This is a genomic window from Stenotrophomonas sp. YJH_SMC_20 (assembly GCF_059367845.1).
In genome coordinates this window covers 55,147-80,500 of record NZ_JCAFRG010000015.1, presented here as the reverse complement: position 1 = coordinate 80,500, position 25,354 = coordinate 55,147, and the positions used below count along the sequence as shown (strand labels likewise).

Sequence of the window (25,354 nt, the reverse complement as noted above, 5' to 3'; positions counted from 1 at the left end):
TCAGAACTTCGCGTCGAACTCGGCGGCGTAGCCGGTGTTCACCAGCACCTTCTGCAGCGACTCGGCCACCTTCAGGTTGCCGGCCACGATCTGGTGGGTCTCCGGGCCACGGTTGTCCATGCGGCCCAGGGTCGCGCCCTTGAAGTCACAGACCTTGCCGCCCGCCTCGCGGACCAGCAGCAGGCCGGCGGCGATGTCCCACGCCTTCACACCGGCTTCGAAGTAGGCGTCGGCGCGGCCGCAGGCCACGTAGGCCAGGTCCAATGCGGCCGAACCGGTGCGGCGGATGTCCTCGCCGTGCACCAGCAGGGCGTCGACCGCCTTCAGCTGGGCGCTGGCGCGGCTGCGCTCGCGCGGGGCGAAACCGGTGTGGATCATCGTGCCTTCCAGATCCTTGCGGTCGGCCACGCGGATGCGGCGGTCGTTCAGCACGGCGCCGGCACCACGGCTGGCGGTGAACAGTTCATTGCGCAGCGGGTCGAAGATGACCGCGTCGGTCGGCTCGCCGTTCTCGACCAGCGCGATCGACACGCAGTAGTGCGGCACGCCACGCAGGTAGTTGCTGGTGCCGTCCAGCGGGTCGATGACCCACATCTGGCGACGCTCGCCCTGCACGCCACCTTCTTCACCGAAGATGCCGTAGTCCGGGTAAGCGCGCTTGAGTTCCTTGACGATGACCTTTTCCGCGTCCGCATCCACTTCGCTGGCGTAGTCCATCCGGCCCTTCTGCACCACGTTCAGTGCCTCGAGCTTGTTGATGTTGCGCAACAGGACGTTGCCGGCGAGGCGGGCGGCCTTGACCATGACGGTGACGGCGGGTTTCTGCATGGCGTGGGCTCCCGGAAAGGCAGAAGAGATGGACTGGCGGGGGAAAAGAGCGGGTCCGGCGCAGTGGCCGGCCGCACAGTTTACCATTGGTCATCGTCCAGCTCGACCTTTTCCCTGTTCATGTCCCAGTTTCCCGCCGCCACCCGCCTCCGATTCGTCCTGGTCGGTACCCAGCATCCCGGCAACATGGGGGCCGCCGCCCGTGCCCTGAAGACCATGGGCCTGGCCCGCCTGGTGCTGGTCGCTCCCGAAAAGCCTCTGGACGAGGAGGCCTTCCGCCGCTCGGCCGGGGCCGAAGATGTGCTGGGGGACGCCCCGGTGGTCGCCACCCTGGCCGAGGCCGTGGCCGATTGCCGCCTGGTGCTGGGCTGCACCGCGCGTGCCCGCCGCGTGCAGCTGGAGGAGTACCTGCCGGCCGATGCCGCCGCCCGCGCGGTGGCCAAGGCGGGCGAGGGCGCCGAGGTGGCGCTGGTGTTCGGTCGTGAGCGCACCGGCCTGACCAACGAGGAACTGCAGCTCTGCCATGCGGCGGTGCACATCCCGTCCGATCCTGAGTTCAGCTCGCTCAACCTGGCGGCCGCCGTACAGGTGCTGGCCTATGAAACGCGCATGCAGCTGCTGGGCGCGCAGCCGGCCCCCAATCCCGAGCCCGGCTTCCGCGAACAGGCCGCCAGCCATGAGCAGATGGAGAGCTTCTTCGCCCAGCTCGGCGACACGCTGGACGAGATCGATTTCCACAAGGGCCGCGCGCCGGAATCGGCGATGCGCAAGCTGCGCCGCCTGTTCCTGCGTAGCGAGCCAAGCGAGCAGGAAGTGCGCCTGTTGCGCGGCATCCTCGCCGACACCCAGCGCATGGCGCGACTGGCACAAGCAGGCAACAAGGACAGCTGACGACGTTCTCATTTTTTCGGGTAGTCTGTCTGGATACCCAGGGGGGGATGAAGCCTGTGTCGGGTCTGCGAAAGGCAATGCAGGGGGGACTGCTGAGCCTGGCCATGGTCCTGCTGGCCGGGACGGTGCGTGCAGCACCGGACCACGTGCTGGTGCTGGGCCGGATCAGCGATGATCCCAAGGCCCACTACGAGCAGCTTCAGCCCTTGCTGGATTACGTGGTGGCGCGCATGCACGACGTTGGCATCAAGGAGGGGAGGATCCTGATGGCACGCGATCCACAGCAGATGGCCAGCTATCTGCGGCGCGGTCGTGTCGACTGGGTCACGGAAACCTCGGGTACGGCGGTGGCGCTGGGCCAGCGCAGTGGCGCCCGTCCGCTGCTGCTGACCGAGCGCAACGGTGTGCGGGAGTACCAGACGGTTTTCTTCGTGCGCCGCGACAGCCCGATCCAGCGCATGCAGGATCTGCGGGGCCATCGCCTGGCCCTGCAGAACACGTCGTCCACCAGTGCCTACCTGGTGCCGGTGATGACGTTGCTGCAGGAAGGCCTGTCGCCGCAGATCCTGGCCGGTGCATGGGATATGCCGGGTCCAGATAGCGTGGGCTACGTATTTGCACGCAGCGAGCTGAACATCGCGACGTTCGTGCACAAGGGGGTGGTTGACGTGGGAGCGGTGAGCAGCGTGGACTGGAATGACGAACGGCGGATACCAGCAGCGTTCCGGCGCGACTTCCGCGAGCTGTTGCGCACCGAACCCTACCCGCGTGCGGTGGAGATGGTCCGCGCCGACCTTGATCCACGCGTGCGCGATCGCCTGCAGGAAGTGCTGCTGCAGGCGGCCGGCGACCCGCGGGCACGGGGAGCGCTGCATCGGTTTTTTGGCACTTCCGGGTTCCACCGTGTCGATGCGCATGCGCAGCAGCGGCTGGATGAATTGAAACAAGGATTGACGCGCGTGCGGATGGAAGTGGAATGAAGTGGCTTGGCTCGGGGATGCAGGCCCGGTTCCTGCTCGCGATGGGCGGGGCAATGGTCGTGGTGATCGCGATCCTGGCAGTGTTGTTGGGGCGGCAAGCGGCGATGCAGGGCGAGGTGCGCAACCTCAGTGGTGGCGTCATCCATGAATTGTTCGACCGCAGCGTGCGCAGCCGCGGCGAGGCGATGGCGCGTGAACTGTCCGACGCCCTGGCCAACCCGTTGTACTACCGTGACCTGGACCAGGTTGGCGTACTGGTGCGCAGTACTGCGCGCCAGCCCGTGGTGCGCTACGTGCTGGTGTTCGACGAACGCGGCCGGCTGGTTCACGACGGCTCGGTCGAAGTATCCGGTTTCGGCCAGCCGATGGCTGATCCTCTTGCACCCAGGGCCGCGGCTGCGCAGGCGCTGGTCGTGCAGGAGTCGCCGAAGGTGCTCGACAACACCATGCCGATCATGGTCGGCAACCAGCGCATTGGCGGCGTCCGCGTCGGCATGGCGCTGGATGAGGTGCAGCAGCGCGAGCAGGCAGCCAACGCCACCTTGGGCGAACGCCTGCAGCAGGTCGGCAGCCGTCACCTGGGCTGGCTGCTGTTGATGCTGGGCCTACTGGTGGTGATCGGCGTGGTCGTGATCCTGTACGTGCAGCGTACTCTGGTTGCGCCGATCCGTGATCTCGCCGTCGCTGCCCGTCGCATCGAGGCGGGCGACTACCAGACGCCGCTGGCCGAGAACACCCGCGACGACGAGGTGGGTGAACTGGTGCGCGGTTTTGCCCGCATGCGTGATGCGATCGCCCGCCATGACCGCGAAGTGCGGCGCATGGCCTATACCGACGCGTTGACCGGGCTGACCAACCGGCTGGCATTCCGCGAGGCGCTTGATCATCGGTTGATGGCTGCCCGTGCCGCCAATCACCGGCTGGGCCTGTTGTTCGCCGATATCGACGACTTCAAGCGAGTCAATGACACCCTTGGCCACGAAGCTGGCGATGAAGCACTGCTGCAGTTTGCACAGCGTATCGATCGCGCGGTCACCGAAGCCGGGGGCGATGAAGCCCTGTTGGCGCGCTTCGGCGGAGATGAGTTCGTGATACTGGTGGGCGATGGTGATGTGGCCGCAAATGCGCGGCTGCTGGCTGAAGTGCTGGTGCGGGAGCTGGGCAAGCCGCTGGTGGTGCAGGGCCGGGAACTGTTCCTGGGTACCTCGATCGGCGTGACCCTGTTCCCTGACGATGCGGCCGATGCCACCACCCTGCTGAAGAACGGCGACATTGCCATGTACCAGGCAAAGATGGCGGGCAAGAACTGCTATCGCTATTACAGCCGGGCGATGGACCATGCAGTCGAGCGTCGCGTGCATATGGAACAGGAGCTGCGCGGCGCCTGGGAGCGCGGCGAACTGCGCCTGGCCTACCAGCCGATCTTCCGCATGCGCGACCGCCGCATGGTCGGCGTTGAAGTGCTGCTGCGCTGGCAGCACCCGACCCTGGGCACGATCCCGCCTTCGGTGTTCATCGAGGTGGCCGAGCAGAGTGGCCTTATCGAAGTCATCGGCCCGAAGGTGCTGCGTGCGGCCTGCATGGAGGCCGCGCAATGGCCGCGCGGGACGGCCGGGGACGACCTGTTCGTGTCGGTCAACGTGTCGCCACGGCAGTTGCGCGGCGGCGAACTGCCGGCACTGGTGGCGCAGTGCCTGCATGAGTCCGGGCTACCGGCCTCGCGGCTGCATCTGGAGCTGACCGAAACCGCCGTGATCGGCGACGAGATGGTGGCCGCACAGCTGCTGGACAAGCTGCACCGCACCGGCGTGAAGGTCTGGCTGGACGATTTCGGCACCGGCTTCTCCGGTCTCAGCCATCTTCGCCAGGTACCGGTGGACGGGGTGAAGATCGACAAGAGCTTCGTGGCCGACATGCAGCGCGATCCCGACGATCTGGCGCTGACCACGGCGATCATCGCCATGGCCCACGCACTGGGCATCACCGTGGTGGCCGAGGGCATCGAGCAGCAGGCGCAGTTCGACCTGCTGGTGCAGCGCGGCTGCGATCTTGGCCAGGGCTACTGGCTGAGTCATCCGGTGACCGCCACCGAAGTGGTGCGGATGATCGAATCGGGCCTCTGACCGACACAAAAAAAGGGACGGAGGGGATTAAGTCGCTTATGCATTTGCGACTTAATCCCCTCCGTCCCCTTTTTTGGGGCTACAGCGGACGCTTGCTCGGGTCGCCGGGCAGTTCGCGCACCAGTTTCGGGATCAGATAACCGGACAGGCGCGCGGTCAGGCCGGCAATCAGCGCCTTGGCCTGGGCGTCATCCACTTCGAAGTGGGCCACGCCCTCGACCCGGTCCAACTGATGCAGGTAGTAGGGAAGCACGCCGGCGTCGAAGCTGCGCTCGCTCAGGTCCTGCAGGGCCTGCACGCTGTCATTGACCCCGCGCAGCAACACCGCCTGGTTCAGCAGTTGGGCGCCGGTAGCGCGCAGGCGGGCCATCGCCGCGTCCACGCTGGCGTCGAATTCATTGGCATGGTTGGCGTGGACCACGATCGCCAGCGGCCAGGGCAGACTGCCCAGCCAGGAGACCAGCTCATCGTCCACGCGCTCGGGCAGCACGATCGGCAGCCGGGTGTGGATGCGCAGGCGGTGGATATGCGGGATGGCGCGCAGGGCATCGGTCAGTTCGACCAGCTTGTGCGTGGCCAGCGACAGTGGGTCACCGCCGGACAGGATCACCTCGTCGATGTCCGGGTCGGCGGCGATGGCGGCTACGGCCTCCTGCCAGCCACCCTTGGCGGCGTTCTCCGCGCCATAGTCGAAGTGGCGGCGGAAGCAGTAGCGGCAGTTGATCGCGCAGCTGCCGGTGGCGACCAGCAGGGCGCGGCCACGGTACTTCTGGATGACGCCGGTGGCCTTCTTGGCCGCGCCATCGCCCACCGCATCGAAGCTGAACCCGGGCGCGGGACGCATTTCCTCGTCGATCGGCAGCACCTGGCGCAGCAGCGGATCGGCCGGATCACCCTTGCGCATGCGGGCCACGAACCCCTCCGGTACGCGCAGCGCGAACTGGGCCATTGCCGCTTCCGAGACGCCCAGCGCGGCCGGGTCCAGCTGCAGCCGGGCCAGCAGGGCCTGTGGGTCGCGCAGTGCCTGGCGCCAGAGCTGCTGCCAGCGCGCGGGCGCGCCTGGCGACTGGGGCCGGGGGAAGGCGGAAAGCTGCATGGAGAGGGGGCCTGCGGTTATCATGGGGGCAGAAAAACAGTCGCCCACCGGCATCCGGTGGGCTTTCCATTCTAACGGCTCGCCGCACCCGCGGCGTTTCTGCCACTCAGGAGTTTACGCATGGCCAGCTACGGCATGAACGACGTCAAGAACGGGATGAAGATCCTGGTCAACAACCAACCGGCCGTCATCATCGACACCGAATACGTCAAGCCGGGCAAGGGCCAGGCCTTCACCCGCGTGAAGTACCGCCTGATCAAGGACGGCCGTACCCAGGAAGTCACCATGAAGTCGACTGACTCGCTGGATGCAGCCGACGTCGTCGATACCGACATGAACTTCATGTACAGCGATGGCGAGTACTGGCACTTCATGGATCCGGAATCCTTCGAGCAGGTCCAGGCCACCAAGGCCGGCATGGGCGGCGCCGAGAAGTGGCTGAAGGGCGAAGAGTCCTGCGTGGTCACCCTGTGGAACGGTGAGCCGATCTTCGTGCAGCCGCCGAACTTCGTCGAGCTGAAGATCACCGAGACCGATCCGGGCGTCCGTGGCGACACCTCGGGCGGCGGCGGCAAGCCGGCCACCCTGGAAACCGGCGCCGTGGTCCGCGTGCCGCTGTTTGTCAACCAGGACGAAGTGATCCGCGTCGACACCCGTTCGGGCGAGTACTCCGCACGCGTCAAGTAATCCGGCGCAGCCGGATTACCTGTAGAGCCGAGCCATGCTCGGCTTTCCGGGCATAACCCGGAACCCGTTGCTGGCGCCCATGGCGCCGCAGCGGACAGCCGCCGGGCATGGCCCGGCGCTACCGCCTCCCGCCAGGCCCTTCTCCAATAGCCAGTGAGCCCGCATGAGCGATAGCCCGCACCTCCCCGAAGCCTGCGACCTGCTCATCGAAGCCGGTTACGTCGTTCCGATCGAGCCGCATGCGGTGGTGCTGGAAGACCATGCCGTCGCCGTGCGTGGCAGCGAGATCGTGGCCATCCTGCCGCGTGCCGAGGCGCGCGCGCGCTTCCGTGCCGCCCAGGTAGTCAGTCGCCCCGAGGCCGCGCTGATGCCGGGCCTGGTCAACGCCCACACGCACAACCCGATGACCCTGCTGCGCGGCGTCGCCGACGACCTGCCGCTGATGACCTGGCTGCAGCAGCACATCTGGCCGGTGGAAGCGGCGGTGATCGGCCCCGAATTCGTTGCCGACGGCACCACCCTGGCCATCGCCGAGATGCTGCGCGGCGGCACCACCTGCGCCAACGAGAACTACTTCTTCGGCGACGTGCAGGCCGCGGTCTACAAGAAACACGGTTTCCGCGCGCTGGTGGGCGCGGTCATCATCGATTTCCCCACCGCCTGGGCCAAGACCGACGACGAGTACTTCGCCAAGGCCGGTGAACTGCACGACCAGTGGCGCACCGATCCGCTGATCGCCACCGCGTTCGCGCCGCATGCGCCTTACACGGTCAACGATGCCAACTTCGAGCGGGTGCGTATGCTGTCCGACCAGCTCGACATGCAGGTGCACCTGCACACCCACGAGACCGCGCAGGAGATCAACGATTCGATCAAGCTGCACGGCCAGCGCCCGCTGGCGCGGCTGGATCGCCTTGGCCTGGTCAACGACCGCCTGATCGCGGTGCACATGACCCAGCTGACCGATGCGGAAATCCACCTGTGCGCCGAACGCGGCGTCAGCGTCGTGCATTGCCCCGAATCGAACCTGAAGCTGGCCTCCGGCTTCTGCCCGGCCTGCGCCCTGCAGCGCGCCGGTGTGAACCTGGCGATCGGCACCGACGGCTGCGCCAGCAACAACGACCTGGACATGTTCAGCGAGAACCGCACCGCGGCGATCCTGGCCAAGGCCGTGGCCGACGACGCCACTGCACTGGATGCGGCAACCACGCTGCGCGCGTCCACGCTGGGTGGCGCACGCGCGCTGGGCTTCGCTGACCGCATCGGTTCGATCGAAGTCGGCAAGCAGGCCGACCTGGTCTGTGTCGACCTGTCGGCGCTGGAAACCCAGCCGCTGCACAACGTGCTGTCGCAGCTGGTGTATGCCACCGGCCGCCAGCAGGTCAGCGACGTCTGGATCGCCGGCAAGCCGAAGCTGGTGCAGCGCGAGCTGGTCGGCATGGACCTGCCGGGCATCATCGCCAACGCGCGCCAGTGGCGCGAGCGTATCCGTCATATCCGCGCCTGATCCCTGGCGCCGCAAGGACCCCTCATGACTGCCCCCCACGCTTCCTCCAATTTCGATCAGGCCGAGCTGGACAAGTTCGCCGCGCTGGCCAACCGCTGGTGGGATGCTGACGGCCCGCAGAAGCCGCTGCATGCGCTGAACCCGGTGCGCCTGAAGTACGTCGCCGACCGCGTGCCGTTGCGTGGCGCGCGCGTGCTCGACATCGGCTGCGGTGGCGGGCTGCTGAGCGAAGCACTGGCGCAGGCCGGCGCCGACGTCACCGCCATCGACCTGGCCCCGGAACTGGTGAAGGTCGCGCGCCTGCATGCGCTGGAAAGCGGCGCCAAGGTCGACTACCGCGTGCAGGCCGCCGAGGATCTGGCCGCCGAGCAACCGGGCAGTTTCGATGTGGTCACCTGCATGGAAATGCTCGAGCACGTGCCAGACCCGGGCGCGATCATCGACGCCTGCAAGCGCCTGCTGAAGCCGGGCGGCCACCTGTTCCTGTCGACCATCAACCGCACCGCGGCCGCCTTCGCGGTGGCGATTGTCGGCGCCGAGTACGTGGCGCGCCTGCTGCCCAGGGGCACCCACCACTACCAGGAATTCATCAAGCCGGCCGAGCTGGCGCGCTGGCTGCGCGAGGCTGATGTGCAGCTGGTGGATGTCAGTGGCATGGCCTACGAGCCGTGGCGCAACCATGCCCGCCTGAGCAGCCGCACCGACATCAACTATCTGGCCTACGCGGTCAAGCCGGCATGACCGCTGCACGCTTCCCGCGCGCGGTGCTGTTCGATCTGGATGGCACCTTGCTGGACAGCGCGCCGGACTTCGTCGCTACCTGCAACGCGATGCTGGCCGAACGTGGTCGTGCACCCATCGATCCGGCCGCACTGCGCCCGGTGGTGTCGAAGGGCTCGCGGGCGATGGTCTCGGCTGCCTTCCCGGAACTGGACGTCGCCGCACGTGACGCGCTGATCCCGGAATTCCTGCAGCGCTACGAAGCGCTGATCGGCCAGCACGCAGTGCTGTTCGACGGCGTGGCCGGCATGCTCGCCGCGCTGGATGAGGCCGGTACGGTATGGGGCATCGTCACCAACAAGCCGGAGTACCTGGCGCGCCTGATCCTGCCGCAGCATGGTTGGCAGCAGCGCTGCGCGGTGCTGGTCGGCGGTGACAGCCTGGCCGAGCGCAAGCCGCACCCGCTTCCACTGCTGCACGCTGCGCAGGCCATTGGCGTTGCTGCCGAAGACTGCGTGTACGTGGGTGACGACGAGCGCGACATCATCGCCGCGCGGGCCGCGGCCATGCCGTCGGTGGCGGCGCTGTGGGGCTACCGCCTGCACAGCGACGATCCGCTGGCCTGGCAGGCCGACGTGCTGGTCGAGAACGCTGAACTTCTGCAACTGGCCAGTCTCTGGCCGACCCGGCCGGCAGCCCCGGCCCAGCCGTAAGGAATCCCGTAGTGAGCAGTACCGCGCTGGACAGTTTCCTCGACAAGTGGCGCAGCCGTTGGCCGGAATGGTCGGTGGCCGCCCCGTTCGTGGCCGAACCGCAACGCGAGCTCGCAGTGGCGTGGTTTGCGCTGCTGCAGGAGTTCGACGACATGCTCAACACCAGCGGCGATCCGCTGCCCGCCGACGCCAAGCTGGCGTGGTGGGGCGAGGAGCTGCGCAGTTGGGCCGGGCATCGTTCGCGCCATCCGCTGGGCCGGCTGCTGGAGCCGGTGCGTGCGCCGTGGGCGCAGTTGGCCGAAGCGCTGCCGGATCTGGTTGAAGCACGCACCGTCGCGCCCGATGCAGCCGGCGCCGAGCGCGCGCTGGCCAACTACGCCGAGGCCGTAGCCGCAGTGGAGGCAACCTTGTTCGCGGACAAGCCGCGCACCGGCGCCGGTCGTGCGGTGCAGCTGCAGACCCTGGCCCAGCGCCTGCAGGATGCCGGCGTGGCCGGTGTGCCGCGCAGCCTGCTGGACGGTGATGCCAGCACCGCTGCGCAGCGCTGGGCGCAGCATCTGTTGAAGGGGTGGGGCACCCGCGTGCCCGGACCGCGCCCGCGCCGCGTGTGGTCCAGCCTGGCACGTGCCCGTGTGGCCGCGCAGGCCGCAGGCAAGCCAATCGAAGCCACCCCGGTGCGCACGTTGCTGCGCGTGTGGTGGGCGGCGCGCGGTTGATCCCGCGCTCCGCCGGGCATGGCCCGGCGCTACCTCGCGCGGTTGATTGAATGCTGTCTGCAGAGCCGAGCCCATGCTCGGCTCATCTCTGCGCGACAGCAGCCGAGCGTGGGCTCGGCTCTACAACAGTGGCTCACCGCTGCACCGGGCGATGGGCGTTATTTGCGCTCCAGCACCAGCAGCGGGTCGATACGGGTCTCGAACCAGTTCATGCCCCAGTGCAGGTGCGGGCCGGTGGCACGGCCGGTGGCGCCGACGGCAGCGATCACCTGGCCCTGCTCCACACGGTCGCCGACTTTTACGTCGATGCGCGACAGGTGCAGGAAGTTGGAGCTGACCCCGAAACCGTGGTCGAGCAGCAGCGTGCCACCGGTCAGGTACAGGTCGGGGCCGGCGAAGGTGACGATGCCGGCGGCCGGTGCCTTTACCGGCGTGCCGGTCGGCACCGCGATGTCCATGCCGGAATGACCGGCACCGGGCTGGCCGTTGTACACCCTCGCATTGCCGAAGCGGCCGCTGATGCGGCCCTGGACCGGCCAGATGAAGGTCTGGGTGAAGTCGGTACGGTCGTCGTCGCGCGAACGTGCAGCGGTTACCTGCGCCTGTTCGCGCTTGATCCGCTCGGCGATCGCCGCCGGCGGATTCACCGTCTTCGGTGGCACCCCATTGACCCGCTCGGTGGGCCAGTCGCGCGGCGTCACCGCGATGGTTGCGGTCTCGGTGCCACCATCGGGGCGTTGCACCTGCACGTGCAGCGGACCCTTCTCGTCGCGGCCGATGCCGAACACGACGCTGCCATAGCCGCTCACCCGCAGCTGGCGGCCGGCGTACTGCACGCGGCTGCCAGCGGGCACCTTGCCGATCACCAGCGCGCCCTGCGACGCACTGGCCGGCAACACCACGCGGCTGTCGATCAGGCTGCCGATGCCGTCCTGTGCCTGCGCCGACGGTGCGGTGAACAGGGGCGCGGCCAGCAGCAGCGCCCCGAACAGAAATACCTTGCGCATCAGCGGTCGTAGGTCATGCGCTGGCCGGCCGGTTCACCCACCAGGTTGCTGCCGTCCCACACCAGCTGGCCGTTGACCCAGGTCGAGGCCACGCGCGAACGGAAGGTGGTGCCTTCGAATGGCGACCAGCCGCACTTGGACAGCACGTCCTCGCGCTTGACCGTGAACGGCACGTCTTCGACCAGCACCAGGTCGGCGAAGTAGCCTTCGCGCAGGAAGCCGCGCTCTTCCACGTCGAACAGTTGTGCCGGTGCGTGTGCGAACTTCTGCACCACCTGCTCGCGGGTCAGCTTGCCTTCGTGCACGCGCTCCAGCGCGGCCACCAGTGCGTACTGCACCAGCGGCAGGCCCGACGGCGCCTGCGCGTAGGGCTTCTGCTTCTCTTCCCAGGTGTGCGGCGCATGGTCGGTGGCCAGCACGTCCAGCACGTCGTCGGCCAGCGCAGCGGTGATCGCCTCGCGGTCGGACACTTCCTTGATCGCCGGGTTGCACTTGATCAGGTTGCCCTTGGTCGCGTAATCCGGGCGCGCGAAGTGCAGGAAGTGCACGCAGGTTTCAGCGGTGATCTGCTTGCGGCTGCCATCGGCGCGGATCAGCGGGCCCTTCTCGAACAGCGCCAGTTCGTCGGCGGTGGAGATGTGCAGCACATGCAGGCGGGTGCCGTGCTTGCGTGCCAGCGACATCGCCAGGCGGGTCGACTTGATGCAGGCCTCGCGCGAACGGATATCCGGATGCATGTCCGGGGTCAGCGCGTCGCCGTACTTTTCCTGGAAGGCCTTCAGGTTGGCATCGATCATCGGCGTGTCTTCGCAGTGCGTGATGATCGGGGTGGGGCATTCGCGGAAGATCGCATCCAGCGTTTCCGGGTTGTCCACCAGCATGTTGCCGGTAGAGGCGCCCATGAACACCTTCACGCCCGGGGCCTTCTTCGGGTCCAGCGCACGGATCGCGTCCAGGTTGTCATTGCTGGCGCCATGGTAGAAGCCGTAGTTGGCCCAGGCGCGGCCGCGCGCGAGTTCGTACTTGGCTTCCAGGATGGTCGAATCCAGCGTCGGCGGGTTGGTGTTGGGCATGTCCATGAAGCTGGTCAGGCCACCGGCCACGGCCGCCGCCGATTCGCTGGCGATGTCGCCCTTGTGGGTCAGGCCCGGTTCGCGGAAGTGCACCTGGTCATCGATCATGCCGGGCAGCAGCCAGCGCCCGGCCGCGTCCACCACCTGCTCGCCGTCGCGCGGCGCCAGCCCGTTGCCGATCTGCGCGATGCGGCCGTTCTCGATGCGCAGGTCGCCGTCGAAGGTGCGGCCTTCGTTGACCATGCGGGCATTGGTGATGAGGGTGGAGGACATGTCAATGTTTTCCTGTGCAACGGCAAGAGGGGGCGTGGTTGGATTCGGGCACCGGGTCGAAGCCGCCGGGGTGGAACGGGTGGCAGCGGCCCAGCCGGCGCGCAGCCAGCCAGCTGCCGCGCAGCGGGCCGTGCCGCGAGATGGCTTCCATCGCGTATTCAGAACAGCTCGGCACGAAACGGCAGCGTGGCCCCAGCAGGGGGCTGATGAAGCGCTTGTAGAAGCGCAGCAGGGCGATGAGCAGGCGCGAGATCACCCAGTCATCTTATGCCAGTTGGCATGAAGGCCGCATTTGTGCAGGATGGGCCGTTGGTCGCATGTCGCCGATGGCCTGCGACCGGTACCAGCACCGTCGGGTGCTGGCCAGGTTCCGTACCGCGCAAGGCGGTCCGTGTTCGTCGGACTGCCCATTGGGCGCCTTGGCTCCAGGACTGAATGGGGCAGGGTGCCGAGGTTGCTGCTGCGGGTCGGGTAGGCTATAAAGGCCCGCTTTCCCGGGCCCCGGGGAATCCAAGGAAGAGCGTTTCGTGGCTGCTAAAAAAACTGCAAAGAAGGCCGCAACGGCCGCCAAGAAAACCGCCAAGCCTGTTGTGAAGAAGTTGGCGGCAAAGCCCGTTGCCAAGAAGCCGGCCAGCAAGCCGGCGACCAAGGCAGCGTCCTCGCAACCGGCGGCCAGGAAGGCCACCGCAAAGAAAACGCCGGTCAAGGCAACCAAGCCGGTGGCGAAGAAAGCCGCTGCGCCCGCCAAGGCCAAGCCAGCCGCTGCCAGCAAGAAGGCGCCGGTGAAGAAGACCGTCAGCAAGGCTGCGCCGGTGAAGAAAGCTGCCGCCAAGCCGGTGGCCAAGAAGGCCGCCGCCAAGCCGGCGCCGAAGGCGGTGGTGAAGAAGGCTGCAGCCAAGCCGGTCGCCAAGCCCGTAGCAAAGAAGGTCGCTGCGGCCAAGCCGGTCGCCACGCCTGCCGCTGTAAAGAAGGGTGCCAAGAATGTTGCCGCACCGGCCGTAAAGCCGGCCCCGGCCCCAGTAGTGAAGTCCGCACCGAAGCCTGCTGCCAAGCCGGCTCCGGCCAAGCCTGTCCCGGCCAAGACCGTGGCAGTGGCAGCAGCCCAGCCGGCTTCCAAGCCGGCCCCGGCCGCCGCTCCTGCCGCTTCGAAGGCCCCGCAATCCAAGAATCCCGTGCCCGTTTCGAAATCGCCTGCCAAAACCGCCGTGAAATCCGATTCCGCCCCGAAGACCGTGTCGCGCCCTGTCGGCAAGGTTGCCGTGGCCGTCGCCGCCCGCTCGGCTGCACCGGCCCCGCGCAGCAAGTACAAGGTGGTCGAGTACAAGACCGACGAGGCCACCGGCCGCCCGATCCTGCCGGCTGGCTACAAGCCGTCCTCGGAAGAGGAATACATGAGCCCGCTGCAGCAGGAGTACTTCCGTCAGCGTCTGCAGAACTGGCGCGCGGACCTGGTGGAAGAGTCCAAGCAGACCATCGAGAATCTTCGTGAGGAAGTGCGTGACATCGGCGATGAAGCCGAGCGCGCGACCCGCGAGACCGAGAACTCGCTGGAACTGCGTACCCGCGACCGCTACCGCAAGCTGATCGGCAAGATCGACAGCACCCTGAAGCGCCTGGAAGCGGGCGACTACGGTTACTGCGTCGACACCGGTGAAGAAATCGGCCTGGAGCGCCTCGAAGCGCGCCTCACGGCTGAACGCACCATCGACGCCCAGGAGCGTTGGGAGCACCTGCAGAAGCAGCAGGGCGACTGATTCCTGATCGTTGTCTGGTCATGCAGAAAACCCGGCCTTGGCCGGGTTTTTTGTTGGGGATCGTTGGTAAGCGACCGTGGCTGGCACGGGCAGTTGTGGCCGTTGACTTGGGTCCGCCTTGTAGCGAGCCGAGCACCGCAGGGGAATCGGGGGCGAAGAGGCGCCGCTGTTTGAGCGCAGCGAGTTCGGCGCCGTCCCCTGATTCACCGAGGAGCGCAGGGCACCGGTGCGCAGCACCGGCTCGCGGATGGCGGCGCGTTTCTTTGGTTACTTTCTTTGCGCGCGCAAAGAAAGTGACAAACCCATTCATCGAGGGAAAGTGACGTGGCCAGTCAAACGCCCGGCGCCGCCGAACGCGCTCTCCGCAGGGTCACTGCAGATCACGCAAATTCAGTTTCCGCAGCGTCGGGTTCTTCCACGCGGTGATCCCGGCCACGCTCAGCACCGCAAACCCACCCAGTACCACGGCCGGCACCAGGCCGAGCAGCTTCGCCATCGTGCCTGCATAGAACGCGCCCAGCTCGTTGGACGAACTGATGAAGATGCCGTTGATCGACGACACCCGGCCGCGCATCTCTTCCGGCGTGGCCAACTGCAGGATGGTCGATCGGATCACCACCGAGATGCCATCGAAGGCCCCGTAGAACAGCAGGATCAGCGCCGACAGCCAGAAGTGCTGCGACAGGCCGAAGCCGATCACGCACAGGCCGAAACCGGCCACCGCGAACAGCAACACGCGGCCGGCATTGCGGTGCAGCGGGTGGCGGGCCAGCCACAGGCCCACGCACACCGAGCCGAGCGCCGGCATCGCGCGCAGGATGCCCAGGCCTTCCGGGCCGTGGTGCAGGATCTCGTGCAGGAAGGCCGGCAGCATCGCCACCACGCCGCCCAGCAGCACCGAGAACATGTCCAGCGCCATCGCCCCGACCATGATCCGGTTGCCGACCACGAAGCGCGCGCCTTCGGCGATGCTCTTGAAGATCGGCGCGGCGGGACCGGTGTGCACCGGTTCTTCCACCTTCAATGTAGCCAGGCAGGCCATCGCCACCAGCGCAAAGGCCGTAGCCACCGCGTAGGAGAGGCCCTTGCCGCCGAAGCCGACCAGCACGCCACCCAGTGCCGGACCAGCCACCATGCCGGCCTGGAACACCACCGCGCCGAGGCCTGCGCCGCGCGCGAACTGATCGCGGGCCAGCACGCGGGCGAACAGCGCGTTGTAGATCGGCGACAGGAAGGCGCGGACCATGCCGGTCAGGGCGATGGCTGCATAGATGGGCCACACGCCTTCAAACGGCAGCCAGCCCTTGGCCACGCTGGTCAGTACCAGCGCGGTGGCGATCAGCCCGGAACAGGCCGCCATGCCCAACCGGCGCCGCGGCAGATGGTCGACCAGGTAGCCGGCGAATGGCGCCACGCAGAAGAACGGCAGCACCTCGGCCAGGCCGATCAGGCCCAGCGAGAACGGATTGCGGGTGACTTCGTAGATGTGCCAGCCGACGGTGACTGCCACCACCTGGTAGGACAGCATCGCGAAGATGCGGTAGGCCAGCAGCTTGGCGAAGCCGGGTCGGGACAGCAGGCCCAGCGCGGTGTCCTCGGCTGTGGCAGGCTCGCTCACGACGGATCGCGCTGCAGCTGGGCCTGCGCGGTCTCGCGGATGAAGGCCAGCATCGCTGCCACACCATTGCTGCGGGTCGGAGACAGGTGGCGGGCCAGGCCGATGTCCTGGATATAGCTCGGTTCGGTGGCCAGGATCTCCTGCGCCGAGCGCCCGGAGTACACGCGCAGGGCCAGGAAGATCAGGCCGGAGACGATGGCCGAATCACTGATGGCATGGAAGCGCAGCGACTGCGCATTGCCTTCCGGCACGATCCAGACCATCGACTGGCAGCCGAGCAGGCGATGCTCTTCGGTCTTCCATTCTTCCGGGAAGGCCGGCAGCTTGCGGCCGAGGTCGATCAGGTACTGGTAGCGCTCGGACCAGTCGCCGAAGAAGCCGAATTCCTCGGCGATGGCGGTCTGGGCCTCGGCGGCGGTGGGTTCAAGCGGGAACGGGGAGTCGGTCACAACAGTCTCTACGGTGGGGCGTGGCCGGCGTACCGGCCACGGGGCAGGGCAGGTCAGCCGCGCTTGCGCGACCAGCGCACGCCCTGCGGGGTGTCTTCCAGCACGATGCCTTCGGCGGCCAGCTGGTCGCGGATGGCGTCGGAACGGGCGAAGTCGCGGGCCTTCTTGGCCGCAGCGCGCTCGTCGATCAGGCTCTGGATACGGGCATCGTCGCCGTCATCGCCCGCAGCGGTACCGAACCATTGCGCCGGGTCGGCCTGCAGCAGGCCCAGGGCCAGGCCGGCACCGAGCAGCTCGGCCTTCAGGCGCGACTGTTCGGCGGGGTCCGTGGCACGACGCGCCTCGGCCGCGATGCGGGCCACTTCGGCCAGCGCCTGCGGGGTGTTGAGGTCGTCGTCGAGGGTCGCTTCGACCGTGGCCGGAATCACCGCGCTGGCCTCGACCGAGGCCAGTTCGCGCAGGGTGCCGTACAGGCGGTCCAGCGTACGCACCGACTGTTCGATCAGCGCATCGGACCAGTCCAGCGGTTGACGGTAGTGGGCCGACAGCAGGGCCAGGCGCAGTGCCTCCGGCGGATGCTGGCGAACCAGGTCATGCACGCGCTCGATGTTGCCCAGTGACTTGCTCATCTTGGCGCCGCCGAAGTTGAGCATGCCGTTGTGCAGCCAGTAGCGGGCGAAGATCCTGCCGCCATGCGCGCATTCGCTCTGCGCGATCTCGTTTTCATGGTGCGGGAACTGCAGGTCGACGCCGCCGGCATGGATGTCGATGGTCTCGCCCAGGTGGGCGGCGGCCATCGCCGAGCATTCGATGTGCCAGCCCGGGCGGCCACGGCCCCAGGGCGATTCCCAGCCGGGCAGGTCGTCGCTGGATGGCTTCCACAGCACGAAATCGCCCGGATCACGCTTGTAGGGGGCGACATCGACGCGTGCGCCAGCCAGCATCTCTTCCGGATCACGGCGCGAGAGCTTGCCGTAGCCTTCAAAGCTGGCCACCGCAAACAGCACGTGGCCTTCGGCGGCATAGGCATGACCACTGGCGATCAACTGCTCGATCATGGTGATGATCTGCGGCATGTGCGCGGTCACTTCCGGTTCGATGTCAGGCGGCACCACGCCCAGCGCGGCCATGTCTTCACGGTAGGCGGCGGCGAACCTGTCGGTGATGGTGCTGATCGGCACCCCCTGCTCTCGCGCGGCGGTGTTGATCTTGTCGTCCACGTCGGTGATGTTGCGGGCGTAGCGCAGTGCGCCGAAACGCCGCCGCAGCAGGTCGGCCAGCACCCCGAACACCACCGGGCCACGGGCGTTGCCGATGTGCACGTAGTTGTAGACCGTGGGGCCGCACACATACAGGGTCGGACAGGCCGGGTCGAGCGGGGTGAACGGTTCGAGCTGGCGAGTCAGGTTGTTGTGCAGGCGCAGGGTCATGGGGCTGTGGCTGGGGGACAAGTCTGTGATTTTAGAACGTGTCGCTCCCTTTGGGGGCGCTGGTTGCCACCGGTGGACGCCGGAGGGAGCCAGGGTGGGGTGGGCAGGAGCGGCGTGGACGGGTAATGTTCAGCCCCTTGCGCTCGCCACTGCCTACACTATCGCCGTGTCCTTGCTCCCGTCGCCACTGAAATCCACCGCATTGCTGACCCTGGCCTGCCTGTCGGCGCTGCCCGTCGTGGTGCTGGCGCAGGAGGCCGAGCCCCGCAACCGGGTGGTGATCGTGGAGAACGTGAAGTTCGACTACGCCCAGGTACTTAACGTCGAGCCGGTATTCCAGACCCTGCGCGCGACCCGTACCGAGGAGCATTGCGAGCCGGTGTCGACCCGCACCCTGGCCCCGGTCAACGTGACCGGCGAGGAGCCGGTCGAGGACAAGGGCCGGATCAGCCGTTTCTGGGACTCGGTGCGCTCGATATTCAAGCGCAGCGACGAGGAGCCCTCCGAAGAGGCCGGCCCCGAAACGCCGGCCCCGGCGCCTGCCAACAATGGCCCGATGCTGACCCGTGACTGCCGCATCGTGCCGGTGGGGCGTGAATTCCGCCGGCCCATCGCCTACGACGTGGACTACGTCTACAAGGGCACCAAGTATCGGTCGCGGCTGCCGGAAGACCCGGGCAACCGGCTCAAGATCCGGGTGTCGATCACCCCCTGGGTCGGTCCTGAGCAGGGCGCCGCCGGCAATCCCTGATTCTGCGACCCCTGCCCCTTGCGCCGGTCACGGCCGCATGCAAAGATATTCGGCCATGAAGCTCACCGACTTCCAGCACGACAGCAGCGCAGCCCGACAGGCGTCGGGCATGACCTCGCGTGCGCGTCGACCGGAACCCCACATTCTCGCTGGGTAACCGGAGCTTTTTGCTGTTCGTCCGAAAAAAAACCCAGCCCGCCGGCTGGGTTTTTTCGTTTCCGCGTTCTGAAAGCTGCAACTGCAACCTTTTCGTTTCACCTTTGCTTCCTGTTTTCCCTTCCACCGCGTCGAACCCGGCGCCGCCACGCAAGGAAAGAAGATGTCCCCCAAGCACTTCCTGAACACCCAGGACTGGAGCCGCAGCGATCTCGACGCATTGCTGACCCAGGCCGCGCTGTTCAAGCGCAACAAGCTCGGCGACCAGCTCAAGGGCAAGTCGATCGCGCTGGTGTTCTTCAACCCGTCCATGCGCACCCGCACCAGCTTCGAACTGGGCGCGTTCCAGCTCGGCGCACATGCGGTGGTGCTGCAGCCGGGCAAGGATGCGTGGCCGATCGAGTTCAACCTCGGCACGGTGATGGACGGCGATACCGAGGAACACATCGCGGAAGTGGCCAAGGTGCTGGGCCGTTACTGCGACATCATCGCCGTGCGTGCGTTCCCGAAGTTCCAGGACTGGGCGTACGACCGCCAGGACATCGTCCTCAACAGCTTCGCCAGGTATTCGCCGGTGCCGGTCATCAACATGGAGACCATCACCCACCCGTGCCAGGAGCTGGCCCACATCATGGCGCTGCAGGAGCACTTCGGCACCCAGGACCTGCGTGGCAAGAAGTACGTGCTGACCTGGACCTACCACCCCAAGCCGCTCAACACCGCCGTGGCCAACTCGGCGCTGACCATCGCCACCCGCATGGGCATGGACGTGACACTGCTTTGCCCGACCGCCGACTACATCCTCGACGAGCGCTACATGGGCTGGGCCGAGCAGAACGTGGCCGAGAGCGGTGGTTCGCTGAAGATCAGCCATGATGTCGACAGCGCCTACGCCGGCGCCGACGTGGTTTACGCCAAGAGCTGGGGAGCGCTGCCGTTCTTCGGCAACTGGGAACCGGAAAAGCCGATCCGCGACCAGTTCAAGCACTTCATCGTCGACGAACGCAAGATGGCGCTGACCAACAACGGTGTGTTCAGCCACTGCCTGCCGCTGCGTCGCAACGTGAAGGCCACCGATGCGGTGATGGATTCGCCGCAGTGCATCGCCATCAACGAAGCCGAGAACCGCCTGCACGTGCAGAAGGCGATCATGGCCGCGGTTGCCGGGCGCTGATTTTTTCCGATTCAATCATTTCCGCCGGGCACGGCCCGGCGCTACCAGGACATACCCTCCCCATGAGCAATAAAGACGTCGTTCTCGCCTTCTCCGGCGGCCTGGATACCAGCTTCTGCGTGCCCTACCTGCAGGAGCGTGGCTACAACGTGCACACCGTGTTCGCCGACACCGGCGGCGTGGATGATGAAGAGCGCGATTTCATCGAGAAGCGTGCCGCCGAGCTGGGCGTGACCAGCCATGCCACTGTGAACGGTGGCCCGGCGATCTGGGAAGGCTTCGTCAAGCCGTTCGTGTGGGCCGGCGAAGGCTACCAGGGCCAGTACCCGCTGCTGGTGTCGGACCGCTACCTGATCGTGGATGCCGCGCTGAAGCGTGCCGCCGAACTGGGCACCAACATCATCGCCCACGGCTGCACCGGCATGGGCAATGACCAGGTCCGCTTCGACCTGGCCGTGAAGGCGCTGGGTGACTACCAGATCATCGCGCCGATCCGCGAGATCCAGAAGGAACACACCCAGACCCGTGCCTACGAGCAGAAATACCTGGAAGAGCGCGGCTTCGGCGTGCGCGCCAAGCAGCAGGCCTACACCATCAACGAGAACCTGCTGGGCGTGACCATGTCCGGTGGCGAGATCGACCGTTGGGAAACCCCGGGCGAAGGTGCGCGTGGCTGGTGCTCGCCGCGCAGCGAATGGCCGGAACAAGCGCTGACCGTCACCCTGAAGTTCATTGAAGGCGAAGCGGTTGAACTGAACGGCAAGGCGCTGCCGGGCGACCAGATCCTGGCCCAGCTCAACAAGCTGTTCGCCCCGTATGGCGTGGGTCGCGGCGTCTACACCGGCGACACCGTGATCGGCCTGAAGGGCCGCATCGTGTTCGAGGCCCCGGGCCTGGTCTCGCTGCTGGCCGCACACCGCGCGCTGGAAGATGCGGTGCTGACCAAGCAGCAGAACCGCTTCAAGCCGGACGTGGCACGCAAGTGGGTGGAGCTGGTGTACGAAGGCTTCTACCACGACCCGCTGAAGACCGACATCGAAGCCTTCCTGAAGTCCTCGCAGGCCAAGGTCAACGGTGAAGTGGTGCTGGAAACCCGTGGTGGCCGCGTCGATGCGGTGGCCGTGAAGTCGCCGCACCTGCTCAACACCAAGGGTGCCACCTACGCGCAGTCGGCCGACTGGGGCGTGGAGGAGGCTGAAGGCTTCATCAAGCTGTTCGGTATGAGCTCGACGCTTTACGCGCAAGTCAATCGCTGAGCGATTGAATTGCGCGCGCGTCTCCCGCGCATTCCACCTTAACCCTGCGCCGTTGGCGCGCCCCCTTCAACAAGAAGGGGGCTCTCCACCAGACGCATCACGGTAGCGCCGGGCCATGCCCGGCGGAATTCCACAGGATCTTTGTTTCATGCTTGAACAGACGCTCGATCACCTGCAGGTCCTGGTGTCCTTCGACACCCGCAACCCTCCGCGCGCGATCACCACCGGTGGCATCTTCGATTACCTGCGCGCGAACCTGCCCGGCTTCAACGTCGAGGTGATCGACCACGGCGCCGGTGCGGTCAGCCTGTACGCCGTGCGCGGGACGCCGAAGTACCTGTTCAACGTACATCTTGATACCGTGCCCGATTCGCCGCACTGGAGCGCCGACCCGCACGTGATGCGCCGCCTGGACGACCGCGTGGTCGGTCTGGGCGTGTGTGACATCAAGGGCGCGGCCGCCGCACTGGTGGCCGCAGCCAATGCCAGCGACGGTGACGCGGCCTTCCTGTTCTCCAGCGATGAAGAAGCCAACGATCCGCGCTGCATCGCCGCGTTCCTGGCCCGTGGCCTGCCGTATGAAGCGGTGCTGGTGGCCGAGCCGACCATGAGCGAAGCGGTGCTGGCGCATCGCGGCATCAGCTCGGTGCTGATGCAGTTCGCCGGTCGTGCCGGGCACGCCTCGGGCAAGCAGGATGCGGCTGCCAGCGCGCTGCACCAGGCGATGCGCTGGGGCAACCGCGCGCTGGACCATGTGGAATCGCTGGCTTCGGCGCGCTTCGGTGGGCTGACGGGCCTGCGCTTCAACATCGGTCGCGTCGAAGGCGGGATCAAGGCCAACATGATCGCGCCCGCTGCCGAAGTGCGCTTCGGTTTCCGGCCGCTGCCGTCGATGAACATCGACGCGTTGCTGGCCACCTTCGCCGGGTTCGCCGAGCCGGAAGCGGCGGTATTCACCGAGACCTTCCGTGGCCCCAGCCTGCCGGCCGGCGACATCGCCGAAGCCGAGAACCGCCGCCTGCTGGCACGTGACGTGGCCGACGCGCTTGAGCTGCCGATCGGCAACGCCGTGGACTTCTGGACCGAGGCCTCGCTGTTCTCCGCCGCCGGTTACACCACCCTGGTGTTTGGCCCGGGCGATATTGCCCAGGCCCACACCGCCGATGAGTTCGTGACGCTGGACCAGCTGCAGCGCTACACCGACGCCGTGCACCGCATCATCGCCGCCGGCGCCTGATTCTTCCCTTTCCGACGAAACCGAAATGTCTCCTGCCCTCCAGCCCCACCGCCAGACCCGCCAGACCATCGTGCGCCTGCTTTCCAGCATGGCCAGCGCGAAGGAGATCAGCCAGTACCTCAAGCGCTTTTCGCAGCTGGATGCCAAGCGCTTCGCCGTGGTCAAGGTCGGCGGCGCGGTGCTGCGCGACGATCTCGACGCGCTGACCTCTTCGCTGTCGTTCCTGCAGGAAGTCGGGCTGACCCCGATCGTGCTGCACGGCGCCGGCCCGCAGCTGGATGCCGAGCTGTCGGCGGCCGGCATCGACAAGCAGACCGTGAACGGCCTGCGCGTGACTTCGCCGGAAGCACTGGCGATCGTGCGCCGGGTGTTCCAGCAGTCCAACCTGCGCCTGGTCGAGGCGCTGCAGCAGAACGGCGCGCGCGCCACCTCCATCACCGGTGGCGTGTTCGAGGCCGAGTACCTGGACGTGGATACCTACGGCCTGGTCGGCGAGGTGAAGAAGGTCAACCTGGCGCCGATCGAGGCCAGCCTGCGTGCGGGCTCGATCCCGGTCATCACCAGCCTGGGTGAAACCGCCGGTGGCCAGATCCTCAACGTCAACGCCGACTTCGCCGCCAACGAGCTGGTGCAGGAACTGCAGCCGTACAAGATCATCTTCCTGACCGGCACCGGCGGCCTGCTGGACGAGGCGGGCAACGTGATCGATTCGATCAACCTGTCCACCGAGTACGACCACTTGATCGCGCAGCCGTGGATCCACGGCGGCATGAAGGTGAAGATCGAACAGATCAAGGATCTGCTCGATCGCCTGCCGCTGGAATCGTCGGTGTCGATCACCCGCCCGGCCGACCTGGCCAAGGAACTGTTCACCCACAAGGGCTCGGGCACGCTGGTGCGCAAGGGCGAAAAAGTGCTGCGCGCCACCGCCTGGGACGAACTGGACCTGCCGCGCCTGAAGGGCCTGATCGAATCCAGCTTCGGCCGCACCCTGGTGCCGGACTATTTCCAGAAGACCAGGCTGCTGCGCGCCTACGTCAGCGAGAACTACCGCACCGCGGTCATCCTCACCGACGAGGCCGAAGGCGTGTACCTGGACAAGTTCGCCGTGCTCGACGACGCACAGGGCGAAGGCCTCGGCCGTGCGGTCTGGAACGTGATGCTGGAAGAAACGCCGCAGCTGTTCTGGCGCTCGCGCCATGGCAACCCGATCAATCACTTCTACTACGCCGAGTCCGATGGCTGCTACAAGCAGGATCAGTGGAAGGTATTCTGGTTCGGTGCCGATGGCATCGACCGGATCAAGACCTATGTCGATCATTGCGCGCAGCGCACCCCGAGCCTGCAGGGCTGAGCAATGAGCAACCTCGATGCCTGGAACACGGTTCCTACCCTGCGCGGCCAGCACGTAACCCTGCAGCCGCTGCAGATGGAGCACGTGCCCGGCCTGCGCGATGCGCTTGAAGGCAGCGGCCTGGACCAGCTCTGGTACACCCAGGTGCCATCGCCGGAACAGGCCGAGGCCTATGTGCGGGCCGCGTTGCAGGCGCAGAGCGAAGGCAAGGTGCTGCCGTTCGTGATCCGTGATGCGGCGGGTGACATCATCGGCAGCACGCGCTTCTACGACATGGATGCCAGCGTGCCCAGGCTCAGCCTCGGCTACACCTGGTACACGCCGCGCGTGCAGCGCACCGGCGCCAACACCGAAGCCAAGCTGTTGCTGCTGCAGCACGCCTTCGAGGCCATGGGCTGCATCAGCGTGGTACTGGAAACCAGCTGGTTCAACGTCACCTCGCGCACCGCCATCGCGCGCTTGGGCGCCAAGCAGGATGGCGTGCTGCGCAACCACAAGCGGCATGCCGATGGCACGCCGCGCGATACCGTCATCTTCTCCATCATCGATGCGGAATGGCAGGGCGTGAAGCGCCACCTGCAGTACCGCCTGGACAGTCACGCATGAACGATTCGACCTTTACCCTGGGCATCGTCGGTGCCCGCGGCCATACCGGCGCCGAGCTGATCAAGCTGGTGGCCGCCCATCCGCGGCTGGAACTGGCTTTCGTCTCCTCGCGCGAGCGCGCCGGGCAGCGCCTGTCCGACCACCACCCGGAATTCCAGGGCGAGCTGCAGTACGAAAACCTGGACGCCGACGCAGTGGCGGCCAAGGGCGTGGATGCGGTGATCCTGGCCCTGCCCAACGGCTTGGCCGCGCCGTTCGTGGCCGCGCTGGAGGCGGCGAAGGCGGACACCGTCATCGTCGACCTCTCGGCCGACTACCGCTTCGACAACAGCTGGTATTACGGCCTGCCGGAGCTGACCCGCGGCCGCTACAACGGCCAGAAGCACATCAGCAACCCGGGCTGCTATGCCACGGCGATGCAGCTGGCGGTGCATCCGCTGCTGGACCTGCTGGCCGGTCCGCCGCAGTGCTTCGGTGTCTCCGGCTACTCCGGCGCCGGTACCACGCCGTCGGACAAGAACAACGTCGAACTGCTGGCCGACAACCTGATGCCCTACGCGCTGACCAACCACGTGCATGAGCGGGAGGTGTCGGTGCAGCTGGGTGTGGCTGTTGAATTCATGCCACATGTCGCGCCGCATTTCCGGGGCATCACGCTTACCGCCAACCTGTGGCTGAACCGCGTGCAGACCCGCGAACAGATCGTCGAGCGCTTCCAGCAGGCCTATGCCGGCGAACCCCTGATCGACGTGGTGGATGAAGCGCCGTGGGTCAGCCGTATCGCCGGCCGACACGGTGCCCAGGTCGGTGGCTTCACGCTCGCGCCGGGCGGCAAGCGGGTCGTCGTGGTGGCGACCCTGGACAACCTGCTGAAGGGCGCGGCCACCCAGGCCATGCAGAACCTCAACCTCGCGCTTGGCATCGACGAACTGACGTCGATCCCGCACTGAATACG

At 66.8% G+C, this 25,354-nt stretch carries 24 protein-coding genes; 16 read left to right on the top strand and 8 right to left on the bottom strand.

Features of this window, described 5'->3' with window-relative positions; translation table 11 throughout:
• Entirely contained in the window at nucleotides 1-828 is an 828-nt protein-coding gene (locus tag AC5P6A_RS20000; protein WP_005417749.1) for an inositol monophosphatase family protein, read from the bottom strand.
• 120 nt (nucleotides 829-948) lie between these two features.
• On the opposite strand from AC5P6A_RS20000, the gene AC5P6A_RS19995 reads away from it, so the two are divergent.
• From AC5P6A_RS19995 to AC5P6A_RS19985, 3 genes are all read left to right on the top strand, one after another.
• Nucleotides 949-1,719, top strand: a complete 771-nt coding sequence (locus tag AC5P6A_RS19995) for an RNA methyltransferase (protein ID WP_019660517.1) — start codon at nucleotides 949-951, stop codon at nucleotides 1,717-1,719.
• Between the two features lie 77 nt (nucleotides 1,720-1,796).
• Nucleotides 1,797-2,699, top strand: a complete 903-nt coding sequence (locus AC5P6A_RS19990; RefSeq protein WP_425507697.1) for a phosphate/phosphite/phosphonate ABC transporter substrate-binding protein — start codon at nucleotides 1,797-1,799, stop codon at nucleotides 2,697-2,699.
• Nucleotides 2,696-4,822, top strand: coding sequence for a putative bifunctional diguanylate cyclase/phosphodiesterase (locus AC5P6A_RS19985; RefSeq protein ID WP_021204177.1), 2,127 nt, complete (start codon nucleotides 2,696-2,698; stop codon nucleotides 4,820-4,822). Before AC5P6A_RS19990 ends, AC5P6A_RS19985 begins: the two co-directional genes overlap by 4 nt.
• Before the next feature lie 79 nt (nucleotides 4,823-4,901).
• Here the strand turns inward: AC5P6A_RS19985 and epmB are convergent, their stop codons facing one another.
• Entirely contained in the window at nucleotides 4,902-5,942 is a 1,041-nt protein-coding gene (epmB, locus tag AC5P6A_RS19980; RefSeq protein WP_111097878.1) for an EF-P beta-lysylation protein EpmB, read from the bottom strand.
• Nucleotides 5,943-6,038: 96 nt separating this feature from the next.
• On the opposite strand from epmB, the gene efp reads away from it, so the two are divergent.
• From efp to AC5P6A_RS19955, 5 genes are all read left to right on the top strand, one after another.
• Entirely contained in the window at nucleotides 6,039-6,605 is a 567-nt protein-coding gene (gene efp / locus AC5P6A_RS19975; protein ID WP_005410381.1) for an elongation factor P, read from the top strand.
• Nucleotides 6,606-6,768: 163 nt separating this feature from the next.
• Nucleotides 6,769-8,112, top strand: a complete 1,344-nt coding sequence (locus tag AC5P6A_RS19970; RefSeq protein WP_111102820.1) for a TRZ/ATZ family hydrolase — start codon at nucleotides 6,769-6,771, stop codon at nucleotides 8,110-8,112.
• A 24-nt stretch (nucleotides 8,113-8,136) separates the two neighbouring features.
• Nucleotides 8,137-8,853 (top strand): bifunctional 2-polyprenyl-6-hydroxyphenol methylase/3-demethylubiquinol 3-O-methyltransferase UbiG, encoded by a 717-nt coding sequence (gene ubiG / locus AC5P6A_RS19965; protein ID WP_111097868.1) that lies wholly within the window; start codon nucleotides 8,137-8,139, stop codon nucleotides 8,851-8,853.
• On the top strand, nucleotides 8,850-9,545 hold the full coding sequence (locus tag AC5P6A_RS19960) for a phosphoglycolate phosphatase (protein WP_058979670.1): 696 nt from the start codon (nucleotides 8,850-8,852) through the stop codon (nucleotides 9,543-9,545). The genes ubiG and AC5P6A_RS19960 overlap by 4 nt, the downstream gene beginning before the upstream one ends.
• Before the next feature lie 11 nt (nucleotides 9,546-9,556).
• A complete protein-coding gene (locus AC5P6A_RS19955) occupies nucleotides 9,557-10,261 on the top strand; it encodes a squalene/phytoene synthase family protein (protein WP_227844598.1) in 705 nt (234 codons plus the stop codon).
• A gap of 158 nt (nucleotides 10,262-10,419) precedes the next feature.
• Here AC5P6A_RS19955 and AC5P6A_RS19950 read toward each other — a convergent pair whose 3' ends face one another.
• From AC5P6A_RS19950 to yidD, 3 genes are read right to left on the bottom strand one after another with little or no spacing between them, the layout of a single operon-like run.
• Entirely contained in the window at nucleotides 10,420-11,268 is an 849-nt protein-coding gene (locus tag AC5P6A_RS19950; RefSeq protein ID WP_227844597.1) for a M23 family metallopeptidase, read from the bottom strand.
• Nucleotides 11,268-12,614: a dihydroorotase gene (locus tag AC5P6A_RS19945; RefSeq protein ID WP_014647796.1), complete on the bottom strand. Its 1,347-nt coding sequence runs from the start codon at nucleotides 12,612-12,614 to the stop codon at nucleotides 11,268-11,270. Before AC5P6A_RS19945 ends, AC5P6A_RS19950 begins: the two co-directional genes overlap by 1 nt.
• A gap of 1 nt (nucleotide 12,615) precedes the next feature.
• Nucleotides 12,616-12,870: a membrane protein insertion efficiency factor YidD gene (gene yidD, locus AC5P6A_RS19940; RefSeq protein ID WP_010486626.1), complete on the bottom strand. Its 255-nt coding sequence runs from the start codon at nucleotides 12,868-12,870 to the stop codon at nucleotides 12,616-12,618.
• A 271-nt stretch (nucleotides 12,871-13,141) separates the two neighbouring features.
• Between yidD and dksA the strand changes: the two genes are divergently transcribed.
• Nucleotides 13,142-14,368: an RNA polymerase-binding protein DksA gene (dksA, locus tag AC5P6A_RS19935; RefSeq protein WP_111097866.1), complete on the top strand. Its 1,227-nt coding sequence runs from the start codon at nucleotides 13,142-13,144 to the stop codon at nucleotides 14,366-14,368.
• Between the two features lie 370 nt (nucleotides 14,369-14,738).
• Here dksA and AC5P6A_RS19930 read toward each other — a convergent pair whose 3' ends face one another.
• From AC5P6A_RS19930 to cysS, 3 genes are read right to left on the bottom strand one after another with little or no spacing between them, the layout of a single operon-like run.
• Complete coding sequence (locus tag AC5P6A_RS19930; protein WP_227844596.1) at nucleotides 14,739-15,986, bottom strand: MFS transporter; 1,248 nt, start codon at nucleotides 15,984-15,986, stop codon at nucleotides 14,739-14,741.
• The gene (locus AC5P6A_RS19925) at nucleotides 15,983-16,435 is read right to left on the bottom strand and encodes a SufE family protein (protein ID WP_010486631.1); all 453 of its coding nucleotides are present in this window, start codon (nucleotides 16,433-16,435) and stop codon (nucleotides 15,983-15,985) included. The genes AC5P6A_RS19930 and AC5P6A_RS19925 overlap by 4 nt, the downstream gene beginning before the upstream one ends.
• Nucleotides 16,436-16,488: 53 nt before the next feature.
• Nucleotides 16,489-17,865, bottom strand: a complete 1,377-nt coding sequence (gene cysS, locus AC5P6A_RS19920) for a cysteine--tRNA ligase (RefSeq protein ID WP_227844595.1) — start codon at nucleotides 17,863-17,865, stop codon at nucleotides 16,489-16,491.
• A 187-nt stretch (nucleotides 17,866-18,052) separates the two neighbouring features.
• Here cysS and AC5P6A_RS19915 point away from each other — a divergent pair, with 187 nt between their 5' ends.
• The 7 genes from AC5P6A_RS19915 (at nucleotide 18,053) to argC (ending at nucleotide 25,349) form a co-directional block, all read left to right on the top strand.
• Complete coding sequence (locus AC5P6A_RS19915) at nucleotides 18,053-18,616, top strand: glycine zipper 2TM domain-containing protein (RefSeq protein ID WP_227844604.1); 564 nt, start codon at nucleotides 18,053-18,055, stop codon at nucleotides 18,614-18,616.
• 319 nt (nucleotides 18,617-18,935) lie between these two features.
• Nucleotides 18,936-19,946 (top strand): N-acetylornithine carbamoyltransferase, encoded by a 1,011-nt coding sequence (locus AC5P6A_RS19910; RefSeq protein ID WP_019660502.1) that lies wholly within the window; start codon nucleotides 18,936-18,938, stop codon nucleotides 19,944-19,946.
• 62 nt (nucleotides 19,947-20,008) lie between these two features.
• Nucleotides 20,009-21,202 (top strand): argininosuccinate synthase, encoded by a 1,194-nt coding sequence (locus tag AC5P6A_RS19905; protein ID WP_227844594.1) that lies wholly within the window; start codon nucleotides 20,009-20,011, stop codon nucleotides 21,200-21,202.
• Between the two features lie 148 nt (nucleotides 21,203-21,350).
• Nucleotides 21,351-22,439, top strand: a complete 1,089-nt coding sequence (locus tag AC5P6A_RS19900) for an acetylornithine deacetylase (protein ID WP_111097865.1) — start codon at nucleotides 21,351-21,353, stop codon at nucleotides 22,437-22,439.
• Nucleotides 22,440-22,464: 25 nt separating this feature from the next.
• Entirely contained in the window at nucleotides 22,465-23,793 is a 1,329-nt protein-coding gene (locus tag AC5P6A_RS19895) for an acetylglutamate kinase (RefSeq protein WP_021204188.1), read from the top strand.
• Nucleotides 23,794-23,796: 3 nt separating this feature from the next.
• The gene (locus tag AC5P6A_RS19890) at nucleotides 23,797-24,399 is read left to right on the top strand and encodes a GNAT family N-acetyltransferase (protein ID WP_019660498.1); all 603 of its coding nucleotides are present in this window, start codon (nucleotides 23,797-23,799) and stop codon (nucleotides 24,397-24,399) included.
• Nucleotides 24,396-25,349, top strand: a complete 954-nt coding sequence (argC, locus tag AC5P6A_RS19885) for an N-acetyl-gamma-glutamyl-phosphate reductase (RefSeq protein ID WP_111102828.1) — start codon at nucleotides 24,396-24,398, stop codon at nucleotides 25,347-25,349. The genes AC5P6A_RS19890 and argC overlap by 4 nt, the downstream gene beginning before the upstream one ends.
• The last annotated feature ends 5 nt before the right edge of the window (nucleotides 25,350-25,354 follow it).

Coding starts and splice junctions, on each gene's coding strand:
- epmB (WP_111097878.1), bottom strand. CDS start 5,942: ATGATAACCGCAGGCCCCCTCTCCATGCAGCTTTCCGCCTTCCCCCGG.
- AC5P6A_RS19895 (WP_021204188.1), top strand. CDS start 22,465: ATGTCTCCTGCCCTCCAGCCCCACCGCCAGACCCGCCAGACCATCGTG.
- AC5P6A_RS19990 (WP_425507697.1), top strand. CDS start 1,797: ATGCAGGGGGGACTGCTGAGCCTGGCCATGGTCCTGCTGGCCGGGACG.
- AC5P6A_RS19970 (WP_111102820.1), top strand. CDS start 6,769: ATGAGCGATAGCCCGCACCTCCCCGAAGCCTGCGACCTGCTCATCGAA.
- AC5P6A_RS19910 (WP_019660502.1), top strand. CDS start 18,936: ATGTCCCCCAAGCACTTCCTGAACACCCAGGACTGGAGCCGCAGCGAT.
- AC5P6A_RS19960 (WP_058979670.1), top strand. CDS start 8,850: ATGACCGCTGCACGCTTCCCGCGCGCGGTGCTGTTCGATCTGGATGGC.
- AC5P6A_RS19900 (WP_111097865.1), top strand. CDS start 21,351: ATGCTTGAACAGACGCTCGATCACCTGCAGGTCCTGGTGTCCTTCGAC.
- AC5P6A_RS19905 (WP_227844594.1), top strand. CDS start 20,009: ATGAGCAATAAAGACGTCGTTCTCGCCTTCTCCGGCGGCCTGGATACC.
- AC5P6A_RS19950 (WP_227844597.1), bottom strand. CDS start 11,268: ATGCGCAAGGTATTTCTGTTCGGGGCGCTGCTGCTGGCCGCGCCCCTG.
- AC5P6A_RS19890 (WP_019660498.1), top strand. CDS start 23,797: ATGAGCAACCTCGATGCCTGGAACACGGTTCCTACCCTGCGCGGCCAG.
- efp (WP_005410381.1), top strand. CDS start 6,039: ATGGCCAGCTACGGCATGAACGACGTCAAGAACGGGATGAAGATCCTG.
- AC5P6A_RS19985 (WP_021204177.1), top strand. CDS start 2,696: ATGAAGTGGCTTGGCTCGGGGATGCAGGCCCGGTTCCTGCTCGCGATG.
- argC (WP_111102828.1), top strand. CDS start 24,396: ATGAACGATTCGACCTTTACCCTGGGCATCGTCGGTGCCCGCGGCCAT.
- AC5P6A_RS20000 (WP_005417749.1), bottom strand. CDS start 828: ATGCAGAAACCCGCCGTCACCGTCATGGTCAAGGCCGCCCGCCTCGCC.
- ubiG (WP_111097868.1), top strand. CDS start 8,137: ATGACTGCCCCCCACGCTTCCTCCAATTTCGATCAGGCCGAGCTGGAC.
- cysS (WP_227844595.1), bottom strand. CDS start 17,865: ATGACCCTGCGCCTGCACAACAACCTGACTCGCCAGCTCGAACCGTTC.
- AC5P6A_RS19995 (WP_019660517.1), top strand. CDS start 949: ATGTCCCAGTTTCCCGCCGCCACCCGCCTCCGATTCGTCCTGGTCGGT.
- AC5P6A_RS19945 (WP_014647796.1), bottom strand. CDS start 12,614: ATGTCCTCCACCCTCATCACCAATGCCCGCATGGTCAACGAAGGCCGC.